Origin of the sequence: Oscillibacter sp. CU971 (genome assembly GCF_905219725.1) — a bacterium.
In the GTDB taxonomy this organism is placed as follows: Bacteria; Bacillota; Clostridia; order Oscillospirales; family Oscillospiraceae; genus Oscillibacter.
The window spans coordinates 1-16,367 of the sequence record NZ_CAJMXG010000045.1 but is presented as its reverse complement, the minus strand read 5'-3'; the positions used below and the strand labels follow the sequence as shown (position 1 = coordinate 16,367).

Sequence of the window (16,367 nt, the reverse complement as noted above, 5' to 3'; positions counted from 1 at the left end):
AAGAATACGGGGATTCTTCTTGGTACGCCCTGAGGGATTCGAACCCCCGGCCTTCTGGTCCGTAGCTTGTCTGAGGGTTCACGGCAAGTGCTTTGGCCCCATTTGATGCTGTTTGCTCAGAATATTGACAGCCCTTCGAACTACCCCTCGCACTGATTCCATAGAGCGATTTCCTGTTTTGGGTCACGCCATGGGTCGCAGATCTGGAAACTTCACCGCACCACAGGCATGGACATAAAAATCTCAGCTATCTTTTAGATAGTCCACTGCGGAAAGGCATGGTGATGCCGCTCAAAATTTGCCGTGCCATAAACAAAGAAAAGACCATGGCCGGATTTTGCTGTCAGAGTGTTTCCTCATACAGCTCCGGCCGGGAGAGATAGTGGTCGATGAGCGCCGCCGCGCCGCCCAAGGCGTCCAAGTCCGTCAGGGACCGGGTGTTGTAGGCAATTTCCATGGGCTGGCTCAGGGACAGATAGCGGAACGAGGAGAGCTGCTGGCGTATCCTCTGGTCAAAAAACTCGTCCGCCACGGCGTAGTCCCCCACGAAGACCACCTTCTCCGGGCTGAATACCAGGGACACATTCCGCAAAAGGGCGGCGAACCGATCCGCCATATAGGCCACGTATTTCCGGGCGTAGGCGTCCTCCTGCCGGGAGGAGGCGAAGAGGTGCCGCAGCTCCACCGCCTCCGCCGGAAGGCGGGACAGGGGAGAGCTCTCCGGCGGAGGGTCCCCGGCGATCATCTTCCGCACCCGGGCAACGGACACCAGCCGTTCTGCGCAGCCCCGGCTGCCGCAGCTGCAAAGCTCCGGGTCGTTCTGGTCCAGGATCATATGGCCGATCTCGCCCACCAGGGAGTTCCGCCCGTTCAGAATGCGCCCGTCCTGAATCAGCGCCCCGGAGAGCCCCCAGGAGGTGAACAGGACCAGAATGGACCGGTTTGGGTCCTCCTGCTCGTTGAGTATGGCCCGGCTGATGGATTTTCCGGCGTTCTCCTCGGACAGCGCCGGGCTGGGACCGAAGATGCCCCGGAGATAATCGCCAATTGGAACGTTCGCCCCCCAGTTGGGCGTGTGGACGCTGTATTTCAGCGTCAGATGGTCATAGTCCACGATGCCGGAGGAGGACAGGCTGACGCCATACAGCTCCTCCCGGTCGACCCCGGCCCGGGCCAGCAGCGCCAGGGCGCTGTTCTCGATGATGCGGAACGCCTCCTCGGGCGTGTCCGGGATGATCCAGGCCAGATGGGAGCTGTCTACCTTGTTCATGCGCATGTCGAACAGCGTCAGGCCCAGGTCCTCCGGCCACATGCGGATAGTCAGCAGGTACTTCCCGCAGGAAAAGCGGAAGTACTCCGGCTTCTTCCCCCCCAGCTCNGTGGAATCCCCTTTGCCGGAGCTGGCCAGAATCCCCTTTCCGCAAAAAAACTGGATTGCCTTCATCACCGTCAGTTTGCTGATGCCGGTGCGGGCCACCACGTCCGCCACCGAGTGGGGCCGGTTGTCCCGGAAGCAGGAGAGCACCATTTTTCGGTTTTGTATCTTTAAATTCGAGGGCAGCGCGGGGACAGGTTNGCCTCCGCGCTCCTTCGTTCTCTGGGCAGCCGCCTTCTCCATAGTTGCCCCTCCTTGTTGACTTGGTTCGATTATAACACAGCCTAATTTCAATTTCAACACGGGGATAGATAGGTTATCTTATTGCCAAACCAAAGAGGCCCCCGGTGGCGGAGCCAGGAAAAACTATCATCTCTTACAAAATGATGGTCACCTTCAAGGCGCTATGCACAAAAATTGGCGGACCGCTATGGTTTCTGTTGACATTTTGCCAAGCATCTATTACACTAAAGAACAAGGTCGGGCGGTAAATTTTTTTAACCTAAGTTAGTAAATTTAATCGCCTAACATACCAAAATTTTTGATTGGAGGAAAAGGTACATGAAAAAGAAAGTCTTTGCGCTCCTTCTGGCAGCCGTGATGCTGCTCTCCCTGGCCGCCTGCGGCGGCGGCTCCGGTTCCGGCTCTGGTGACGGCGGCTCCGGCGGGAGCTCCGACAGCGGCAAGACCGTGCTGAATCTCTGGGCCTTCACCGACGAGGTGCCCAAGATGGTCGACAAGTTCCTGGCCAATAACCCGGACTTTGCCGAAAAGTATGAGGTCAAGACCACCGTCATCGCCACCACCGACGGCGCCTACCAGCCCGCCCTGGACCAGGCCCTGGCCGGCGGCGGCTCCGACGCCCCGGATATGTACTGCGCCGAGGCCGCGTTCGTCATGAAGTACACCCAGGGCGACGCCGCCCACTATGCCGCCCCCTATGAGGACCTGGGCATTGACGTAACCGGGGATATCCAGGCCGCCGACATCGCCCAGTACTCCGTGGACATCGGCACCCGGCNCGACGACGGCAAGGTGGTGGGCCTGGGCTATCAGGCCACCGGCGGCGCGTTCATCTACCGCCGCTCCATCGCCAAGGAGGTCTTCGGTACCGACGATCCCGACACCATCGGAGCGGCTATCGGCGCGGGCTNCAATGGCTNNGATAAATTNTACGAGGCCGCCGAGACCCTCAAGGGCAAGGGCTACGGCATCATCTCCGGCGACGGCGACCTNTGGCANGNCGTGGAAAACAGCTCTGAGCAGGGCTGGATTGTGGACGGCAAGCTGAACATCGACCCCAAACGGGAGGCGTTCCTGGACCTGTCCAAGGAGCTCAAGGACAACAACTACCACAATGACNCCCAGGACTGGCAGGACGCCTGGTTCGCCGACATGAAGGGCGAAGGGGACAAGGGCATCTTCGGCTTCTTCGGCCCCGCCTGGCTCATCAACTACACCATCGCCCCCAACTGCGGCGGCTCCGCCGTGGGCGAGGGAACCTATGGCGACTGGGCGGTCTGCGCGCCTCCCGTGGGCTTCTTCTGAGGCGGCACCTGGCTGATGGCCAGCAACAACTCTGCCAACAAAGAGGCCGTGGGCGAAATTATCCGCTGGATCACCCTGGACTGCTCCGAGACCGGCCTCCAGTACATGTGGGCCAACGGAACGCTGAACGNCGAGGNNGGCNCNAAGGACTGCGTGGCCTCCGGCACGGTCATGGAGATGAGCGACGGCTCCTTGGATTTCCTGGGCGGACAGAACATGTTCGACGCCTTTGTCCCCGCCAACCAGTACGCCAACGGAAAATGCCTGACCCAGTACGATGAAACCATCAACACCAAGTGGCGGGATCAGGTCCGGCAGTATACCTCCGGCACCAAGACCCGGGATCAGGCCATCAAGGACTTCAAGCAGGACGTGGCCGACAACCTGGATGTGACGGTGGATCTGGGCTAAGCCGATTTCTGAGCCGGTGGCCCAGACCATCTCGGGGCGGGCTCCGAGATGATGAGAGACTGCTTCCAGGCGAAAGGGGCCCGGAACGGGCCCCTTTCGCTCCGTTCTTCCTCCCCGGCCATGCCCGGCCAATCTGATTTCAAGGAGCTGAGATTTCATGAAGCAGCGAAAAGGCTTCAGCTACGCGAGGTACGGCTATTTGTTCAGCCTGCCCTTCATCGTGGCCTTCTGCGTCTTCTCCCTGTATCCCACCATTTACACCGCCCTCCTGGGCTTCACGGACTGCAAGGGCCTGGGAAACACGACCTGGCACTTCCTGACGGACGAGCCGTACAAGAACTTTGTCAGCGTCCTCCAGAACCCCTCTTTTATTAAATCCCTGGGCAACACCGTGAAGCTCTGGATTATGAACTTCATTCCCCAGATTACCTTNGCCCTGCTGCTGACGGCCTGGTTCACCAGCCACCGCCACAAGCTGGCCGGTCAGGGCTTCTTCAAGGTCGTTTTCTATATGCCCAACATCATCACGGCGGCCTCCGTGGCCATTTTGTTCAACGCCCTCTTGGGCTATCCCACCGGCCCGGTAAACGATCTTCTTTTGACCACGGGAGTACTGAGCACGCCCTTCAACTTCTCCATCAATGCGACGGCGGCCCAGCTCATCGTGGCCTTTATCCAGTTCTGGATGTGGTACGGCTACACCATGATTATCCTGATCTCCGGCGTCCTGGGNATCAGCCCCGAGATTTACGAGGCGGCGGAGATCGACGGGGCCAACGACGTGCAGCTGTTCTTCCAGATCACCATTCCCAACCTGAAAACCATCCTGCTCTACACCCTGATCACCAGCATGATCGGCGGACTGAACATGTACGACATTCCCAAGCTGTTCCTGCTGGGCGGGCCGGACAACGCGACCCTGACCACCAGCGTGTTTATTTACAACCAGGCGTTCAGCGGGAGCTATCTCTACAACCGGGCCGCCGCGGCCAGCATGATTATGTTCCTCATCATCGCGGTGTTTTCCGGCGTGATCTTCCTGCTGATGCGGGACAAGGACGAGGGGAGGTAACCGGATATGAAACACGCGAAACACTCCAACGGCACGGCCTTTAAAATTGTGGCCTATACCGTGTGCGGCCTGCTGACCATCCTCAGCCTGATGCCCTTTATCATCATGCTGATCAACTCCACCCGCAGCACCTATGAGATTCAGCAGCACGCCATCTCCCTGGTGCCCTCCACCTACCTGATGAGCAACCTGAGNGTGCTGCTGGNCAAGACCTTCACTCCNATNCGGGGCTTCATAAACTCCATGATCATTTCCGTGGGCTCCACGGCCTGCACGGTGTATTTCTCCGCCCTCACCGCCTATGCCCTGGTAGCCTACCAGTGGAAGGGGCGCAAGACCTTTTTCACCGTCATCATGTGCGTGATGNTGATCTCCGCCCAGGTCACCAGCATCGGCTTCTACCAGTTCATGTACCAGATCCACATGACCAACAACTNCCTGGCGCTGATCCTCCCCTCCATTGCCGCTCCGGCCACGGTGTTCTTCATGCGGCAGTTCATGCTGTCCTCTTTGCCTCTGGAGCTGCTGGACTCGGCCCGGATCGACGGCTCCGGGGAATTCAACACCTTCAACCGCATCGCGCTGCCCATCATGAAGCCGGCCATGGCCACCCAGGCCATCTTCTGCTTCGTCTCCAGCTGGAACAGCCTCTTCCTGCCCACCATCCTGCTGACGGACAACAGTAAATACACCATGCCGATTATGGTGGGCCTCCTTCGGGGCGATATTTATAAGACGGAGCACGGCGCGATCTATTTGGGCCTGACCCTGACAATCCTGCCCCTGTTTATCGTGTACTTCGCCCTGTCCAAGTACATCATCGCCGGCGTGGCCCTGGGCGGCGTGAAGGGCTGAGGCTATGGCGGACACGCGTAAGGCCGGGCCGGAGGAGGGAAGCCCCCTCCGGGCCTCCCTGGGCCAGGTCCTCCGCAGCCTGGGGGACCTGATTGTCCTCAACTGNCTCTGCGTCCTCTGCGCCCTGCCGGTGGTTACCGCCGGGCCCGCCCTGTGCGCGCTGTACTATGTCACCTTGAAGCTGGCCCGGGGGGAGGAGGTCCGCACCCTGCGGGGCTTCCTGGACGCCTTCCGGGCCAACTTCAAGCGGGGCGCGGCCCTGGGCCTGCTGGTGCTGGCCCTGGGGGCTGTGGCGGCGGGGGACGCCTTTTTTGCCCTCCGGCAGGAGGGGGCCCTCCGGGTGCTGTTCCTGACCGTCGCCACCATCGTGGCGGTGATTGCCCTGACCCTGCTGTGCTATGTGTTCCCCCTCCAGGCCAGGTTCCAGAATACCTGGAAGGGGCAGGTGAAGAACGCCTTTGCCCTGGCTTTCTGCTCCCCGGGGCGGACGCTGCTGCTGTGGCTGATCGCCCTTTTGCCCGTCGCCGTCCCGCTGTTTCTGCCCCCGGTGATCATGCGGATGCTGGGCTTTGTGTATTTCATCGCGGGGGCCTCCGGCCCGGCGTGGCTGGCCTCCCGGGTGCTGTGGAGAATCTTCCGCCGGGTGCTCCCGGCGGAGGACGGAGAACCAAACTGAACCCAAAGGAGAATTGCTTATGGATCGAGAAACCGCGCGGCGGCGGGCCAGGGCTCTGGTGGCGCAGATGAGCCTGGAGGAAAAGGCCGGCCAGCTGAGCTATAGCGCGCCGCCTATTCCCCGCCTGGGGGTCCCCGCCTACAACTGGTGGAACGAGGCCCTTCACGGCGTGGCCCGGGCGGGCACCGCCACCAGCTTTCCCCAGGCCATCGGCCTGGCGGCCATGTTTGACGAGGAGCTGCTGGAAAAGCTGGGGGACGCAGCCGCCACCGAGGGCCGGGCCAAGTACAACGCCCTCTCCGCCCAGGACGACCGGGACATTTACAAGGGCCTGACCTTCTGGTCCCCCAACGTCAACATCTTCCGGGACCCCCGCTGGGGCCGGGGGCACGAGACCTACGGCGAGGACCCCTTCCTCACCGCCCAACTGGGCAAAGCCTACGTCCGGGGCCTCCAGGGCAGCGGCGAGACTATGAAAGCCGCCGCCTGCGCCAAGCATTTCGCCGTCCACAGCGGGCCGGAGAGCCTGNGGCACAAGTTTAACGCCGTGGCGTCCCCCAAGGACATGGAGGAAACCTACCTCCCCGCCTTCGAGGCCTGCGTCAAGGACGCGGGGGTGGAGGCCGTCATGGGGGCCTACAACCGTACCAACGGCGAGCCCTGCTGCGGCAGCGAGACGCTGCTGAAAGACATCCTCCGGGGCCGCTGGGGCTTCCAGGGCCATGTGGTCTCCGACTGCTGGGCCATCCGGGACTTCCACACCGGACATATGGTCACGGAGAACACCGCCCAGTCCGTGGCCCTGGCGCTGAAAAACGGCTGTGACCTGAACTGCGGCGACTGCTACCGCTGCTTGCTCCTGGCCCTGCGGGAGGGGCTGATCTCCGAGGAGGATATTACAATTGCCGCCGAGCGGCTCTTTACCACCCGGTATCTCCTGGGCGTCCTGGGAGAGGGGAGCGAGTACGACTCCATCCCCTATGAGGCGGTGGAGTGCCCGGAGCATTTGGCCCTGGCCCACAAGGCTGCCCTGGAGTCCTGCGTGCTGCTGAAAAACAGCGGGCTTTTGCCCCTGAACCCGGAGACCGTGGGCACCGTCGGGGTCATCGGCCCCAACGCCAACAGCCGGGCGGCTCTGGTTGGAAACTACCACGGCACCGCCTCCCGCTATGTCACCGTCTTGGAGNGCATCCAGGACGCCATGGAGGGCCATGGCCGGGTGCTGTACGCGGAAGGCTGCCACCTCTGGCGGGACCGGGTGGAGCCCCTGGCCCAGGCCAGCGACCGCATGGCGGAGGCCATGGCGGTGGTGAAGCACAGCGACGTGGTGGTCCTGGTTCTGGGCCTGGACGAGACTCTGGAGGGCGAACAGCCCGACGAGGGCAACGCCGCCGGTTCCGGGGACAAGGAGGATCTTCTCCTGCCCTCGCCCCAGCGGATGCTGCTGCGGCATGTGCTGGCGGCGGGGAAACCCACGCTGGTGGTCCTTTTGGCGGGAAGCGCCATTGACCTCAGTGAGGCCGAGACCCAAGCGGACGCCATTCTCCTGGGCTGGTATCCCGGCGCCGGGGGAGGGCGGGCCATTGCGGACCTGATTTTCGGCAAAGCGTCTCCCTCCGGCAAGCTGCCCGTGACCTTCTACCGGGACGGTGCCCTGGAGGAGCTGCCCGCCTTTACCGACTACGCCATGACCAACCGGACCTACCGCTACTACCGGGGCGAGCCCCTGTATCCCTTCGGCTACGGCCTGACCTACGGCGGCGCGGCGGTCACCGCCGTCACCGCCGGAGAGGCCTCCGCCCGGGTCACAGTGGAGAACCGGGGCGGGCGGGCCGCCCAGGAGGTGGTGCAGCTCTATTTGAAGGACGAGGCGTCCCCCGACGCGCCGCCCAATCCCATCCTCTGCGGCTTCCGGCGGATCGAGCTGGGGGCGGGGGAGACGAGGACAGTGGACATTCCCATAGAGCCCTCGGCCTTCACCGTGGTCAACGCCGCCGGAGAGCGGATTCCCGGCAGCGGGGCCTGGACCCTGTACGCGGGCCTGGGCCAGCCGGACGCCCGTACCGCCCGGCTGACGGGAAAGACCGCAGTCAGCACTTCTATCCGCCGGACATAAGGAGAAACGACATGCTGTATATTGGAATCGACCTGGGCACCTCCGCCGTGAAGCTGCTGCTGATGGACGAGGAGGGACAAATCCAAAACATCGTCTCCCGGGAATACCCGCTGTCTTTTCCCAAGCCTGGCTGGTCCGAGCAGAACCCGGCGGACTGGCTGGAAGCGGTGGTGACTGGCATCCGGGAGTTGACGGCGGACTGCGATAAGACCCGGATTGCGGCCATCGGCTGCGGCGGGCAGATGCACGGGCTGGTGGCCCTGGACGGGGAGGACCGGGTCCTCCGCCCCGCCATTCTCTGGAACGACGGCCGCACCGCTCAGGAGGTGGACTACCTCAACAAGATCGTGGGCCGGGAAAAAATCAGCCGGTATACCGCCAACATCGCCTTCGCGGGTTTCACGGCCCCTAAGCTCCTCTGGATGCGGAAGAACGAGCCGGAGCTGTTCGCCAGAATCGACAAGGTGATGCTGCCCAAGGATTACATCAACTACTGCCTCACCGGAGTTCACTGCACCGATGTCTCCGACGCCTCGGGGATGCTCCTCTTCGACGTGGAGCACAAGCGCTGGAGCCCGGAGATGCTGGAGCTGTGCGGCCTGCGGGAGTCCCAGATGGCGAAGGCCTTCGAGAGCTATGAGGCCGTGGGCACCCTCAAGCCGGACATGGCGAGGGCCCTGGGCCTGGCGGAAACGACGGTGGTCTGCGCCGGGGCGGGGGACAACGCCGCCGCCGCCGTGGGCACGGGCACCGTGGGGGACGGGGGCTGCAACATCAGCCTGGGCACCTCCGGGACCATTTTTATCTCCAGCAAAACCTTCGGCGTGGACCCCAACAACGCCCTTCACTCCTTCGCCCACGCCGACGGCAGATACCACCTCATGGGCTGCATGCTCTCCGCCGCCAGCTGCAACAAGTGGTGGATGGAGGATATTTTAAAGACCCCGGACTACGCCGGGGAACAGGCGGCGATTACCCCGGAGAAGCTGGGGCGGAACCGCGTGTTTTTCCTCCCCTACCTCATGGGGGAGCGAAGCCCCATCAACGACACCGGCGCCCGGGGCTGCTTGATTGGCATGACCATGGATACCACCCGGGCGGACCTGCTCCAGGCAGTGCTGGAGGGCGTGGCCTTCGCCATTCGGGACAGCTTTGAGGTGGCCCGGAGCCTGGGCGTGGAGATTCCCCGCTCCAACATCTGCGGCGGGGGCAGAAAGTCCGGGCTCTGGCGGACCATCATGGCCAATGTCCTGGGCATCCCCCTGGACATCGTGGCCACAGAGCAGGGACCCGGCTACGGCGGGGCCATGCTGGCCATGGTGGCGGCGGGGCGGTTCCCCTCCGTCCAGGCGGCGGCGGACGCCCTGGTGCGCGTTGCCGGCACCGTGGAGCCGGAGGCGAAGCTGACCGCCCTCTATGAGGAGCGGTACCGGCAGTTCCAAAAAATATACCCCGCCTGCAAGGCGCTGTTCCCCCAGCTTCTTTAAAGGAGGAACCCCATGAAGATTGAATCTGTTTACAGCCCCGCCTTCCGGGCCTACGGCCAGGTGCTCACCGGCTATGACACGGAAAAGCTGCTCTGGGCCATGGAGGCCATCCCCCTGCCGAAGGAGGGCACGGCCTATGAGCCGTCCATCGCCGCCTTGGAAGGCTGCGATATCTTCCGGCGGCTCCAGGACCACGCCTACGGCGGGATGCCGGTACAAATCGGCATGTGCTGGGGGCGCAATACCAAGCTCAACTGCCTGGAGTACCACCGGGACAGCGAGGTCAACATCGGATCGTCGGACTTCATTCTCCTGCTGGCGAAACAGGAGGAACTGGTGGACGGCCGGCTGGATACCGCCTGTGTCCGGGCCTTCCGGGTCCCCGCCGGGGCGGTGGTGGAGGTCTACGCCACGACGCTGCACTACGCCCCCTGCCATGTGGATGGGGCAAAGGGCTTCCGGGTGGCGGTGGCGCTGCCCAGGGGCACCAATGAGGCCAGGCCCGTCCTCACGCCGCTGAACGCGGAGGATGACCGCCTGTGGGCGAAAAATAAATGGCTGCTGGCGCACCCGGACTCCGGCGAGGCCGGACAGGGGGCCTGGGTGGGCCTGATAGGTGAGAACATTGATATCAAAAACGATCTTTGAAAAGGAGGAAGATTCTATGCAATTAACCAATATTCCCGAGGTAAAGCTGGGCCTCGTCGCCGTCTCCCGGGACTGCTTTCCCGTCGCCCTGAGCGAGAAGCGCCGGGCCGCCGTCAAGGCCGCCTGTTCCGGCGGGCTGTACGAGTGCCCTGTCACGGTGGAAAACGAGCAGGGAATGCTGAAAGCCGTGGAGGACGTGAAAGCCCATGGCTGCAACGCCCTGGTGGTGTTCCTGGGCAACTTCGGCCCCGAGACGCCGGAGACGCTGATTGCCCGGAATTTTGACGGCCCCTGCATGTTTGTGGCCGCCGCCGAGGGGGACGGGGACCTGATCAACGGACGGGGCGACGCCTACTGCGGAATGCTGAACTGCTCCTANAACCTGGGGATGCGGCATCTCAAGGGCTATATTCCCGAGTACCCCGTGGGCACGGCGGAGGATCTCGCCGGAATGATCGCCGGATTTGTCCCCATCGCCTGGGCCGTTATCGGCGTGCGCAATCTGAAAATCATCACCTTCGGCCCCCGGCCTCAGGATTTCTTTGCCTGCAACGCCCCCATCAAGGGCCTGTATGAGCTGGGCGTGGAGGTGGAGGAGAACTCCGAGCTGGACCTGCTGGTGAGCTATAAAGAGCACGCCGGTGATCCCCGCATCCCGGCGGTCTGCGCGGAAATGGCCGCCGAGATGGGCGAGGGGCGCTACTACCCCGATCTGGGCGAGCGGATGGCCCAGTTCGAGCTGACGCTGCTGGACTGGGCGGAGAAACATAAGGGGGCCCGGAAGTACGTGGCCTTCGCGGACAAGTGCTGGCCCGCGTTTCCCAGCCAGTTCGGCTTTGAGCCCTGCTATGTGAACTCCCGTCTGGTGAGCCGGGGCATCCCGGTTGCCTGTGAGGTGGACATCTACGGCGCGCTCAGTGAGTACATCGGCATGTGCGTTTCCGGGGACACGGTGACTCTGCTGGACATCAACAACTCCGTCCCCGCCCAGTTGTGGGCGGAGCAGATCAAGGGTAAATTTGACTATCAGCTGACGGATACCTTCATGGGCTTCCACTGCGGCAACACCCCCGCCTGCAAGCTGTGCGCGGACCGGGCCGTCAAGTATCAGCTCATCCAGAACCGCCTGCTGGAAAACGGCGGCGAACCCGACTTCACCCGGGGCACCCTGGAGGGCGACATCGCCGCCGGCGATATCACCTTCTACCGCCTCCAGTGCGACAGTGACGGGAATCTCCGGTCCTACATCGCCCAGGGCGAGGTGCTGCCGGTGGCCACGGGCAGCTTCGGCGGCATCGGCGTGTTCGCTATTCCCGAGATGGGCCGGTTCTACCGCCATGTGCTCATCCAGAAGCGCTATCCCCACCACGGGGCCGTGGCCTTCGGGCACTATGGCAAGGCGCTGTTCGAGGTGTTCAAGTTCCTTGGGATTCAGGATATCGCCTACAACCAGCCCAAGAGCCTGCCTTATCCCACGGAGAACCCCTTCCGCTGAGCATCGTGACTCCATTCCCCGAGAGGCTATGCAAATAAAAAAGGGCCGGCCCGCTGCTCCACGCTTACAGCGGCCGGCGCCTGAAAAAGGAGGAAGACCGCGGCGGCTCGCGGTGCGGCAGTGTGGAGACCTGTCGTAAAGCCCCTTGACCGGGGCGAGGTGAAGGCGGCGGAGGCCTCTTCGCCAGGGCCGAGAGTTATGGCAAGTTTGAATTTGAAGGGCATCACCAAAATCTATCCCCACAGCGGCGGACAGAAAAAAGGCAGGAAGAAGGCCGGAGACACCGAGAAGAAAGTCAACCTCCAGGTGACCGCCGAGGGTGTCATTGCCGTCCAGGAGTTCAATCTGGATATCAAGGACAAGGAGTTCATCGTCCTTGTCGGCCCCTCCGGCTGCGGTAAGTCCACCACGCTGCGGATGGTTGCCGGCCTGGAGGAGATCTCCGGCGGCGAGCTGTACATCGACGGGAAGCTGATGAACGATGTGGAGCCGAAAAACCGGGACATCGCCATGGTGTTCCAGAGCTATGCCCTCTATCCCCATATGACGGTTTACGAGAACATGGCTTTTCCCCTGAAGCTGCGGAAGGTGGACAAGGCGGAGATTGACCGCCGGGTCAAGGAGGCGGCGGAGACCCTGGACATCACCCAGTACCTGGACCGCAAGCCCAAGGCCCTCTCCGGCGGCCAGCGCCAGCGGGTGGCCATTGGCCGGGCCATCGTCCGGGAGCCCAAGGTGCTTCTCATGGACGAGCCCCTCTCCAACCTGGACGCCAAGCTCCGCAACCAGATGCGCGCCGAGATCATCAAGCTGCGCCAGAAAATCAATACGACCTTTATCTATGTCACCCACGACCAAACGGAGGCCATGACCCTGGGCGACCGGATCGTCATCATGAAGGACGGCTTCATCCAGCAGATCGGCACCCCCCAGGAGGTCTTCGACCATCCGGCGAACCTGTTTGTGGCGGGCTTCATCGGCATGCCTCAGATGAACTTCTTCGACGCCAAGCTCCTCTGCGAGGGCGGCAAATACTTCGTCAGCGTAGGCGGCTGCAAGGTGGAGCTGTCCGGCGACAAGCAGAAGAACCTGGCGGCGAAAAAGGTATCTGCCCAGGCCATTACCCTGGGCGTCCGGCCCAGCCACATGGTGCTGGCCAAGCAGCCCGGCAACACCCTTGCCGCCAAGGTGGAGGTTTCGGAAATGATGGGCAGCGAGGTCCATTTCCACGCCAATGCCGAGGGCCGGGACGTGGTAGTGATTGTGCCCACCATGGACGCCACGGGAACCCACATCGACTCCTTCCGCGCCGGGGACCAGATGAACCTGACCTTCAGCGGCAACGTGTGCCATGTCTTCGGCCAGGACGGAAAGAACCTGGAGTTTTGACCATAGGGGCGCTTGACCGCCCACAGACGGTGTGATATACTCTGCCGCGTCAATGATTCCCCCAGGCTGGCTCTCGCCCGCCTGGGGGAACTGGCAAATTGCGTTTATCTATATAACGAAGAAGGAGCTTGATCCATGGGATTTCCAAAGGATTTTATTTGGGGCGCCGCTTCCGCCTCTTATCAGATTGAGGGCGCCGTGAGCGAGGACGGCCGGGGAGAAAGCATTTGGGACGTTTTCTCCCACACCCCTGGAAAGGTCAAATGGGGCGATACCGGCGACACGGCCGCCGACGCCTATCACCGCTGGCGGGACGACATCGCCATCATGAAGGAGATGGGCCTCCAGGCTTATCGATTCTCTATTGCCTGGCCCCGGGTAGACCCCAAAGGCGACGGGCATTGGAACCAGGCGGGGCTGCACTACTACAGTGAGTTGGTGGACGGCCTACTGGAGGAGGGAATCCAGCCCTGGGTGACTTTGTTCCATTGGGACCTTCCCCAGGCATTGCAGCGGCAGGGCGGCTGGCAGAACCCGGAGACCGCCCGGCGCTTTGAGGCCTACGCGGAGAAAATGGCGGAGCTGTTCCGGGGCCGGGTGCGCCGGTGGTTCACTTTTAACGAGCCCCAGTGCTTTATAGGAATGGGCTATGGGACGGGAGAACACGCCCCGGGCCTGAAGCTGGACGGCGACAGCCTCAGCGCCTGCTGGGAGACCTTCTGCCAGGCTCACTCTCTGGGACAGAAGGCTCTGCACCGGGCGGACGGCGGAAATCTGGTGGGTGTCGCCTCCACNGGGGCGGTCTGTTATCCCGCCAGTCAGGCTCCCGAAGACGTGGAGGCAGCCCGGCAGGGGACCTTTGCCCTTCCTCTGGGGCCCAGGACCTTCTCCCACACCCTGGCCCTGGACCCCCTGTGCCTGGGGGAAGAATACGAGAAGCCGGACTTCATCGGGCTCAACCTCTATCAGGGCGCACCCGTCCGCGCGGGAGAAAACGGGCCGGAGACGCTTCCCTTCCCGGCGGGCTTCCCGCGGACCGCCCTGGGCTGGCCCATCACCCCGGAGGCCCTGGAGTGGGGCCCGCGGTTTTTAGCGGAACGCTACGGCCTGCCGCTGGTGGTCAGTGAAAACGGTCTGGCCTGTACGGACCGGGTCTTTCTGGACGGCGCCGTACACGATCCTCTGCGGATCGACTTCCTAACCCGGTATCTCCGGGCGCTGGAGCGCGCCATTGACCAGGGCACGGATGTCCGGGGGTATTTCCAGTGGTCCCTGACAGATAACTTCGAGTGGGCTGAGGGCTATGACCCCCGCTTTGGCCTGGCCTATGTGGATTACGCCACAGGGGACCGGATGCTGAAAGACAGCGGGCGGTGGTACCGGGAGGTCATTCGCTCCAACGGTGCGGACTTGTGAGAGGCTTGTATCAATCCCCCTGACAGATCCAAGCGAGGAATTCACCCCCCAATATGGTCCTTTATTGGACGCTTTTATAACCTTCGTCTGTTTGCCTGGCTTTTGCCTGCTTTAATCAGTGCTTCCCTAAATAAACGGCGCGGAAAGGAAACGTGCCACAGCTTGGGAGAAAATTTTTGCCGCACGGCGGCGGCATGGACCAGGCAATTCAAAAACTGCATCGCTATAAACAAAGAATAGTCCCATCCTCAGAACTCGTCAAACCGGCGTCTCAATTCCTCGTCCGTCAGCTCCCCGCGCTCAGAGTACTCCAATAGCGGCGTTCCACTCATCCACGCCTCCCTCTCTGCTTTCGGGCCTTCAAACGGTTGTAGGTCCGGTCATACTCCTTCCGGGCCGGAGTGCGGTTCGCTTTTCCCAAGTCTCCTTACGGTGAGCGCCTGCCTTCCGGCAGGTACGCTCCAGCTCACCGGGAACGATGTTGTTGCAGTAGCAGGTGTTGTACCCGGCGGTCAGCAGGAAGTACCGCCCGCAGTTGTGGCACTGCCTGGGCGCGTTGCCCAAGGCCAGTCCTCGGAAAAACTCCGTCCGCAAAAAGTCCGCCAGACTGTTGAACGTCGACTTCTCCGCCACGAAGATTCTGCCTTCCTCGGTAGGATGCATCATGGGTACGAAGTCCACCTCCAAGGGGAAGCTCTGCTCAAACTCATCGTTGAAAATGTGCGCGCCGATGGAAAGCATATCGGAGTAGAAGCGGGAGTATGCCTGGGCGTAGGCGTCGCTGGTCCTCCGCTTCAGCGGCTCGAAATACGTCCTCGTCATCTCCGTGACCTGCTGGCGGAAGCCGCGGATGGACTCTGCGAAGCAGGCGAGCCCAGCCATCATCCCTTGGTATATGGCGTACCCTTCGGCAGACGGGTCCTGCACCTGATCCCATTTCTCTTTGTCCGCCATCAGCCCTTGAAAGGTATGGAAATAACACGCCTCGTCCAGCTTCAAGGCTCGATAGGCTGGCAGAGTAAGGACGAGTTCCCAGACAGCGTTCAGCCGTTCCTGCGCAAGAGCGGCTGCGCTGTCTGTTTTTCTGCGGGCAGCTTCCGGGCGGAGGGAATGAACAGCATGATTCGCCGGTCAATCTCGCTCAGGATTAACTCGTCCAGGTTCATGACGTCCACGCAGCACTGGCCGATGGGATAGTCCTTTTTGCCTACAAGCACTCGGTCGCCGCAGAAGAATACGGTGAACTGGTCGTAGGTGTAGTCCAGTTCGATGTGCGGCTGTTCCTCTGCTATGACTGCCTTCCTCCTGTATCCGATAGAGATTTAGGATTTCCCTAATCGGGTTCAAATCCTTTGAAAATCGTAGCCGGTAGTGATACCCTCATCGTATCAGATGGACGAAGAAAAATCAATCACAGGGGGGTGACAGATGATGCTCTGGCAGTGCGCAAAGCCCGCAACCAAAAGATTCTTTCCTCTGCCCAACGAGATTTTTTCTCTGGGTCTGTCGTCGGGCGCGCTGGCGGTCTACTCCTGCCTGCTCTTCTGTGAGGACTGCAAGACCTATCAGTGCTGGCCCAGCTACAGGTCTATCGGCGAAGCTGTCCGCATGAGTGTCAACACCGTGCGGAAGTATGTGACTGAGCTGGAAAATCAAGAGTTGATTGTTACAATCCGACGTCTATCTCTCACAAGAGATGGCCGCAAGCGCAACGGCACTCTGCGCTATACCATCCTGCCAATTCAAAATGCGGTGGACCTCCACAACCAACACCAGATCCGGCGGCTGGAGGAAACCGTGGAACGGATGCGTGTCCGCGAAAAGCTGGAGGTTATCGAGGAGTATCCTTCCTGACAGCCCGTGAGCCGCCGTGTGCGAT

13 protein-coding genes are annotated in these 16,367 nt (G+C 61.9%); 10 read left to right on the top strand and 3 right to left on the bottom strand.

The genetic code is table 11. The features are described from left to right. Positions 1–343: 343 nt before the first annotated feature. On the bottom strand, positions 344–1,618 hold the full coding sequence (locus JX325_RS05270; protein WP_204790116.1) for an ROK family protein: 1,275 nt from the start codon (positions 1,616–1,618) through the stop codon (positions 344–346). Between the two features lie 1,873 nt (positions 1,619–3,491). Between JX325_RS05270 and JX325_RS05260 the strand changes: the two genes are divergently transcribed. The 9 genes from JX325_RS05260 to JX325_RS05220 all read left to right on the top strand — a co-directional run bounded on the left by JX325_RS05260 (position 3,492) and on the right by JX325_RS05220 (position 14,488). Beyond that, positions 3,492–4,406 (top strand): carbohydrate ABC transporter permease, encoded by a 915-nt coding sequence (locus JX325_RS05260; RefSeq protein ID WP_204790115.1) that lies wholly within the window; start codon positions 3,492–3,494, stop codon positions 4,404–4,406. Positions 4,407–4,412: 6 nt separating this feature from the next. Then, entirely contained in the window at positions 4,413–5,261 is an 849-nt protein-coding gene (locus JX325_RS05255) for a carbohydrate ABC transporter permease (protein WP_204790114.1), read from the top strand. Between the two features lie 4 nt (positions 5,262–5,265). Then, on the top strand, positions 5,266–5,937 hold the full coding sequence (locus tag JX325_RS05250; protein ID WP_204790113.1) for a YesL family protein: 672 nt from the start codon (positions 5,266–5,268) through the stop codon (positions 5,935–5,937). Positions 5,938–5,956: 19 nt separating this feature from the next. Then, positions 5,957–8,053, top strand: coding sequence for a glycoside hydrolase family 3 C-terminal domain-containing protein (locus JX325_RS05245; protein ID WP_204790112.1), 2,097 nt, complete (start codon positions 5,957–5,959; stop codon positions 8,051–8,053). An 11-nt stretch (positions 8,054–8,064) separates the two neighbouring features. Beyond that, on the top strand, positions 8,065–9,540 hold the full coding sequence (xylB, locus tag JX325_RS05240) for a xylulokinase (RefSeq protein ID WP_204790111.1): 1,476 nt from the start codon (positions 8,065–8,067) through the stop codon (positions 9,538–9,540). Between the two features lie 12 nt (positions 9,541–9,552). After that, entirely contained in the window at positions 9,553–10,188 is a 636-nt protein-coding gene (locus JX325_RS05235; protein ID WP_204790110.1) for a DUF4867 family protein, read from the top strand. A 16-nt stretch (positions 10,189–10,204) separates the two neighbouring features. Beyond that, a complete protein-coding gene (locus JX325_RS05230) occupies positions 10,205–11,683 on the top strand; it encodes an L-fucose/L-arabinose isomerase family protein (protein ID WP_204790109.1) in 1,479 nt (492 codons plus the stop codon). 198 nt (positions 11,684–11,881) lie between these two features. Continuing rightward, positions 11,882–13,072 carry an ABC transporter ATP-binding protein gene (locus JX325_RS05225; RefSeq protein ID WP_243413935.1) on the top strand — a complete coding sequence of 397 codons (1,191 nt, stop codon included), beginning with the start codon at positions 11,882–11,884 and terminating at the stop codon, positions 13,070–13,072. Between the two features lie 135 nt (positions 13,073–13,207). Beyond that, the gene (locus JX325_RS05220; protein WP_204790108.1) at positions 13,208–14,488 is read left to right on the top strand and encodes a GH1 family beta-glucosidase; all 1,281 of its coding nucleotides are present in this window, start codon (positions 13,208–13,210) and stop codon (positions 14,486–14,488) included. 360 nt (positions 14,489–14,848) lie between these two features. Here JX325_RS05220 and JX325_RS05215 read toward each other — a convergent pair whose 3' ends face one another. Both JX325_RS05215 and JX325_RS05210 read right to left on the bottom strand, forming a co-directional pair. Next, the gene (locus JX325_RS05215) at positions 14,849–15,310 is read right to left on the bottom strand and encodes a DUF6076 domain-containing protein (RefSeq protein WP_204790107.1); all 462 of its coding nucleotides are present in this window, start codon (positions 15,308–15,310) and stop codon (positions 14,849–14,851) included. 221 nt (positions 15,311–15,531) lie between these two features. Next, positions 15,532–15,705 (bottom strand): hypothetical protein, encoded by a 174-nt coding sequence (locus JX325_RS05210; protein WP_204790106.1) that lies wholly within the window; start codon positions 15,703–15,705, stop codon positions 15,532–15,534. A gap of 211 nt (positions 15,706–15,916) precedes the next feature. Here JX325_RS05210 and JX325_RS05205 point away from each other — a divergent pair, with 211 nt between their 5' ends. Further along, positions 15,917–16,342 (top strand): helix-turn-helix domain-containing protein, encoded by a 426-nt coding sequence (locus JX325_RS05205; protein WP_204790105.1) that lies wholly within the window; start codon positions 15,917–15,919, stop codon positions 16,340–16,342. The last annotated feature ends 25 nt before the right edge of the window (positions 16,343–16,367 follow it).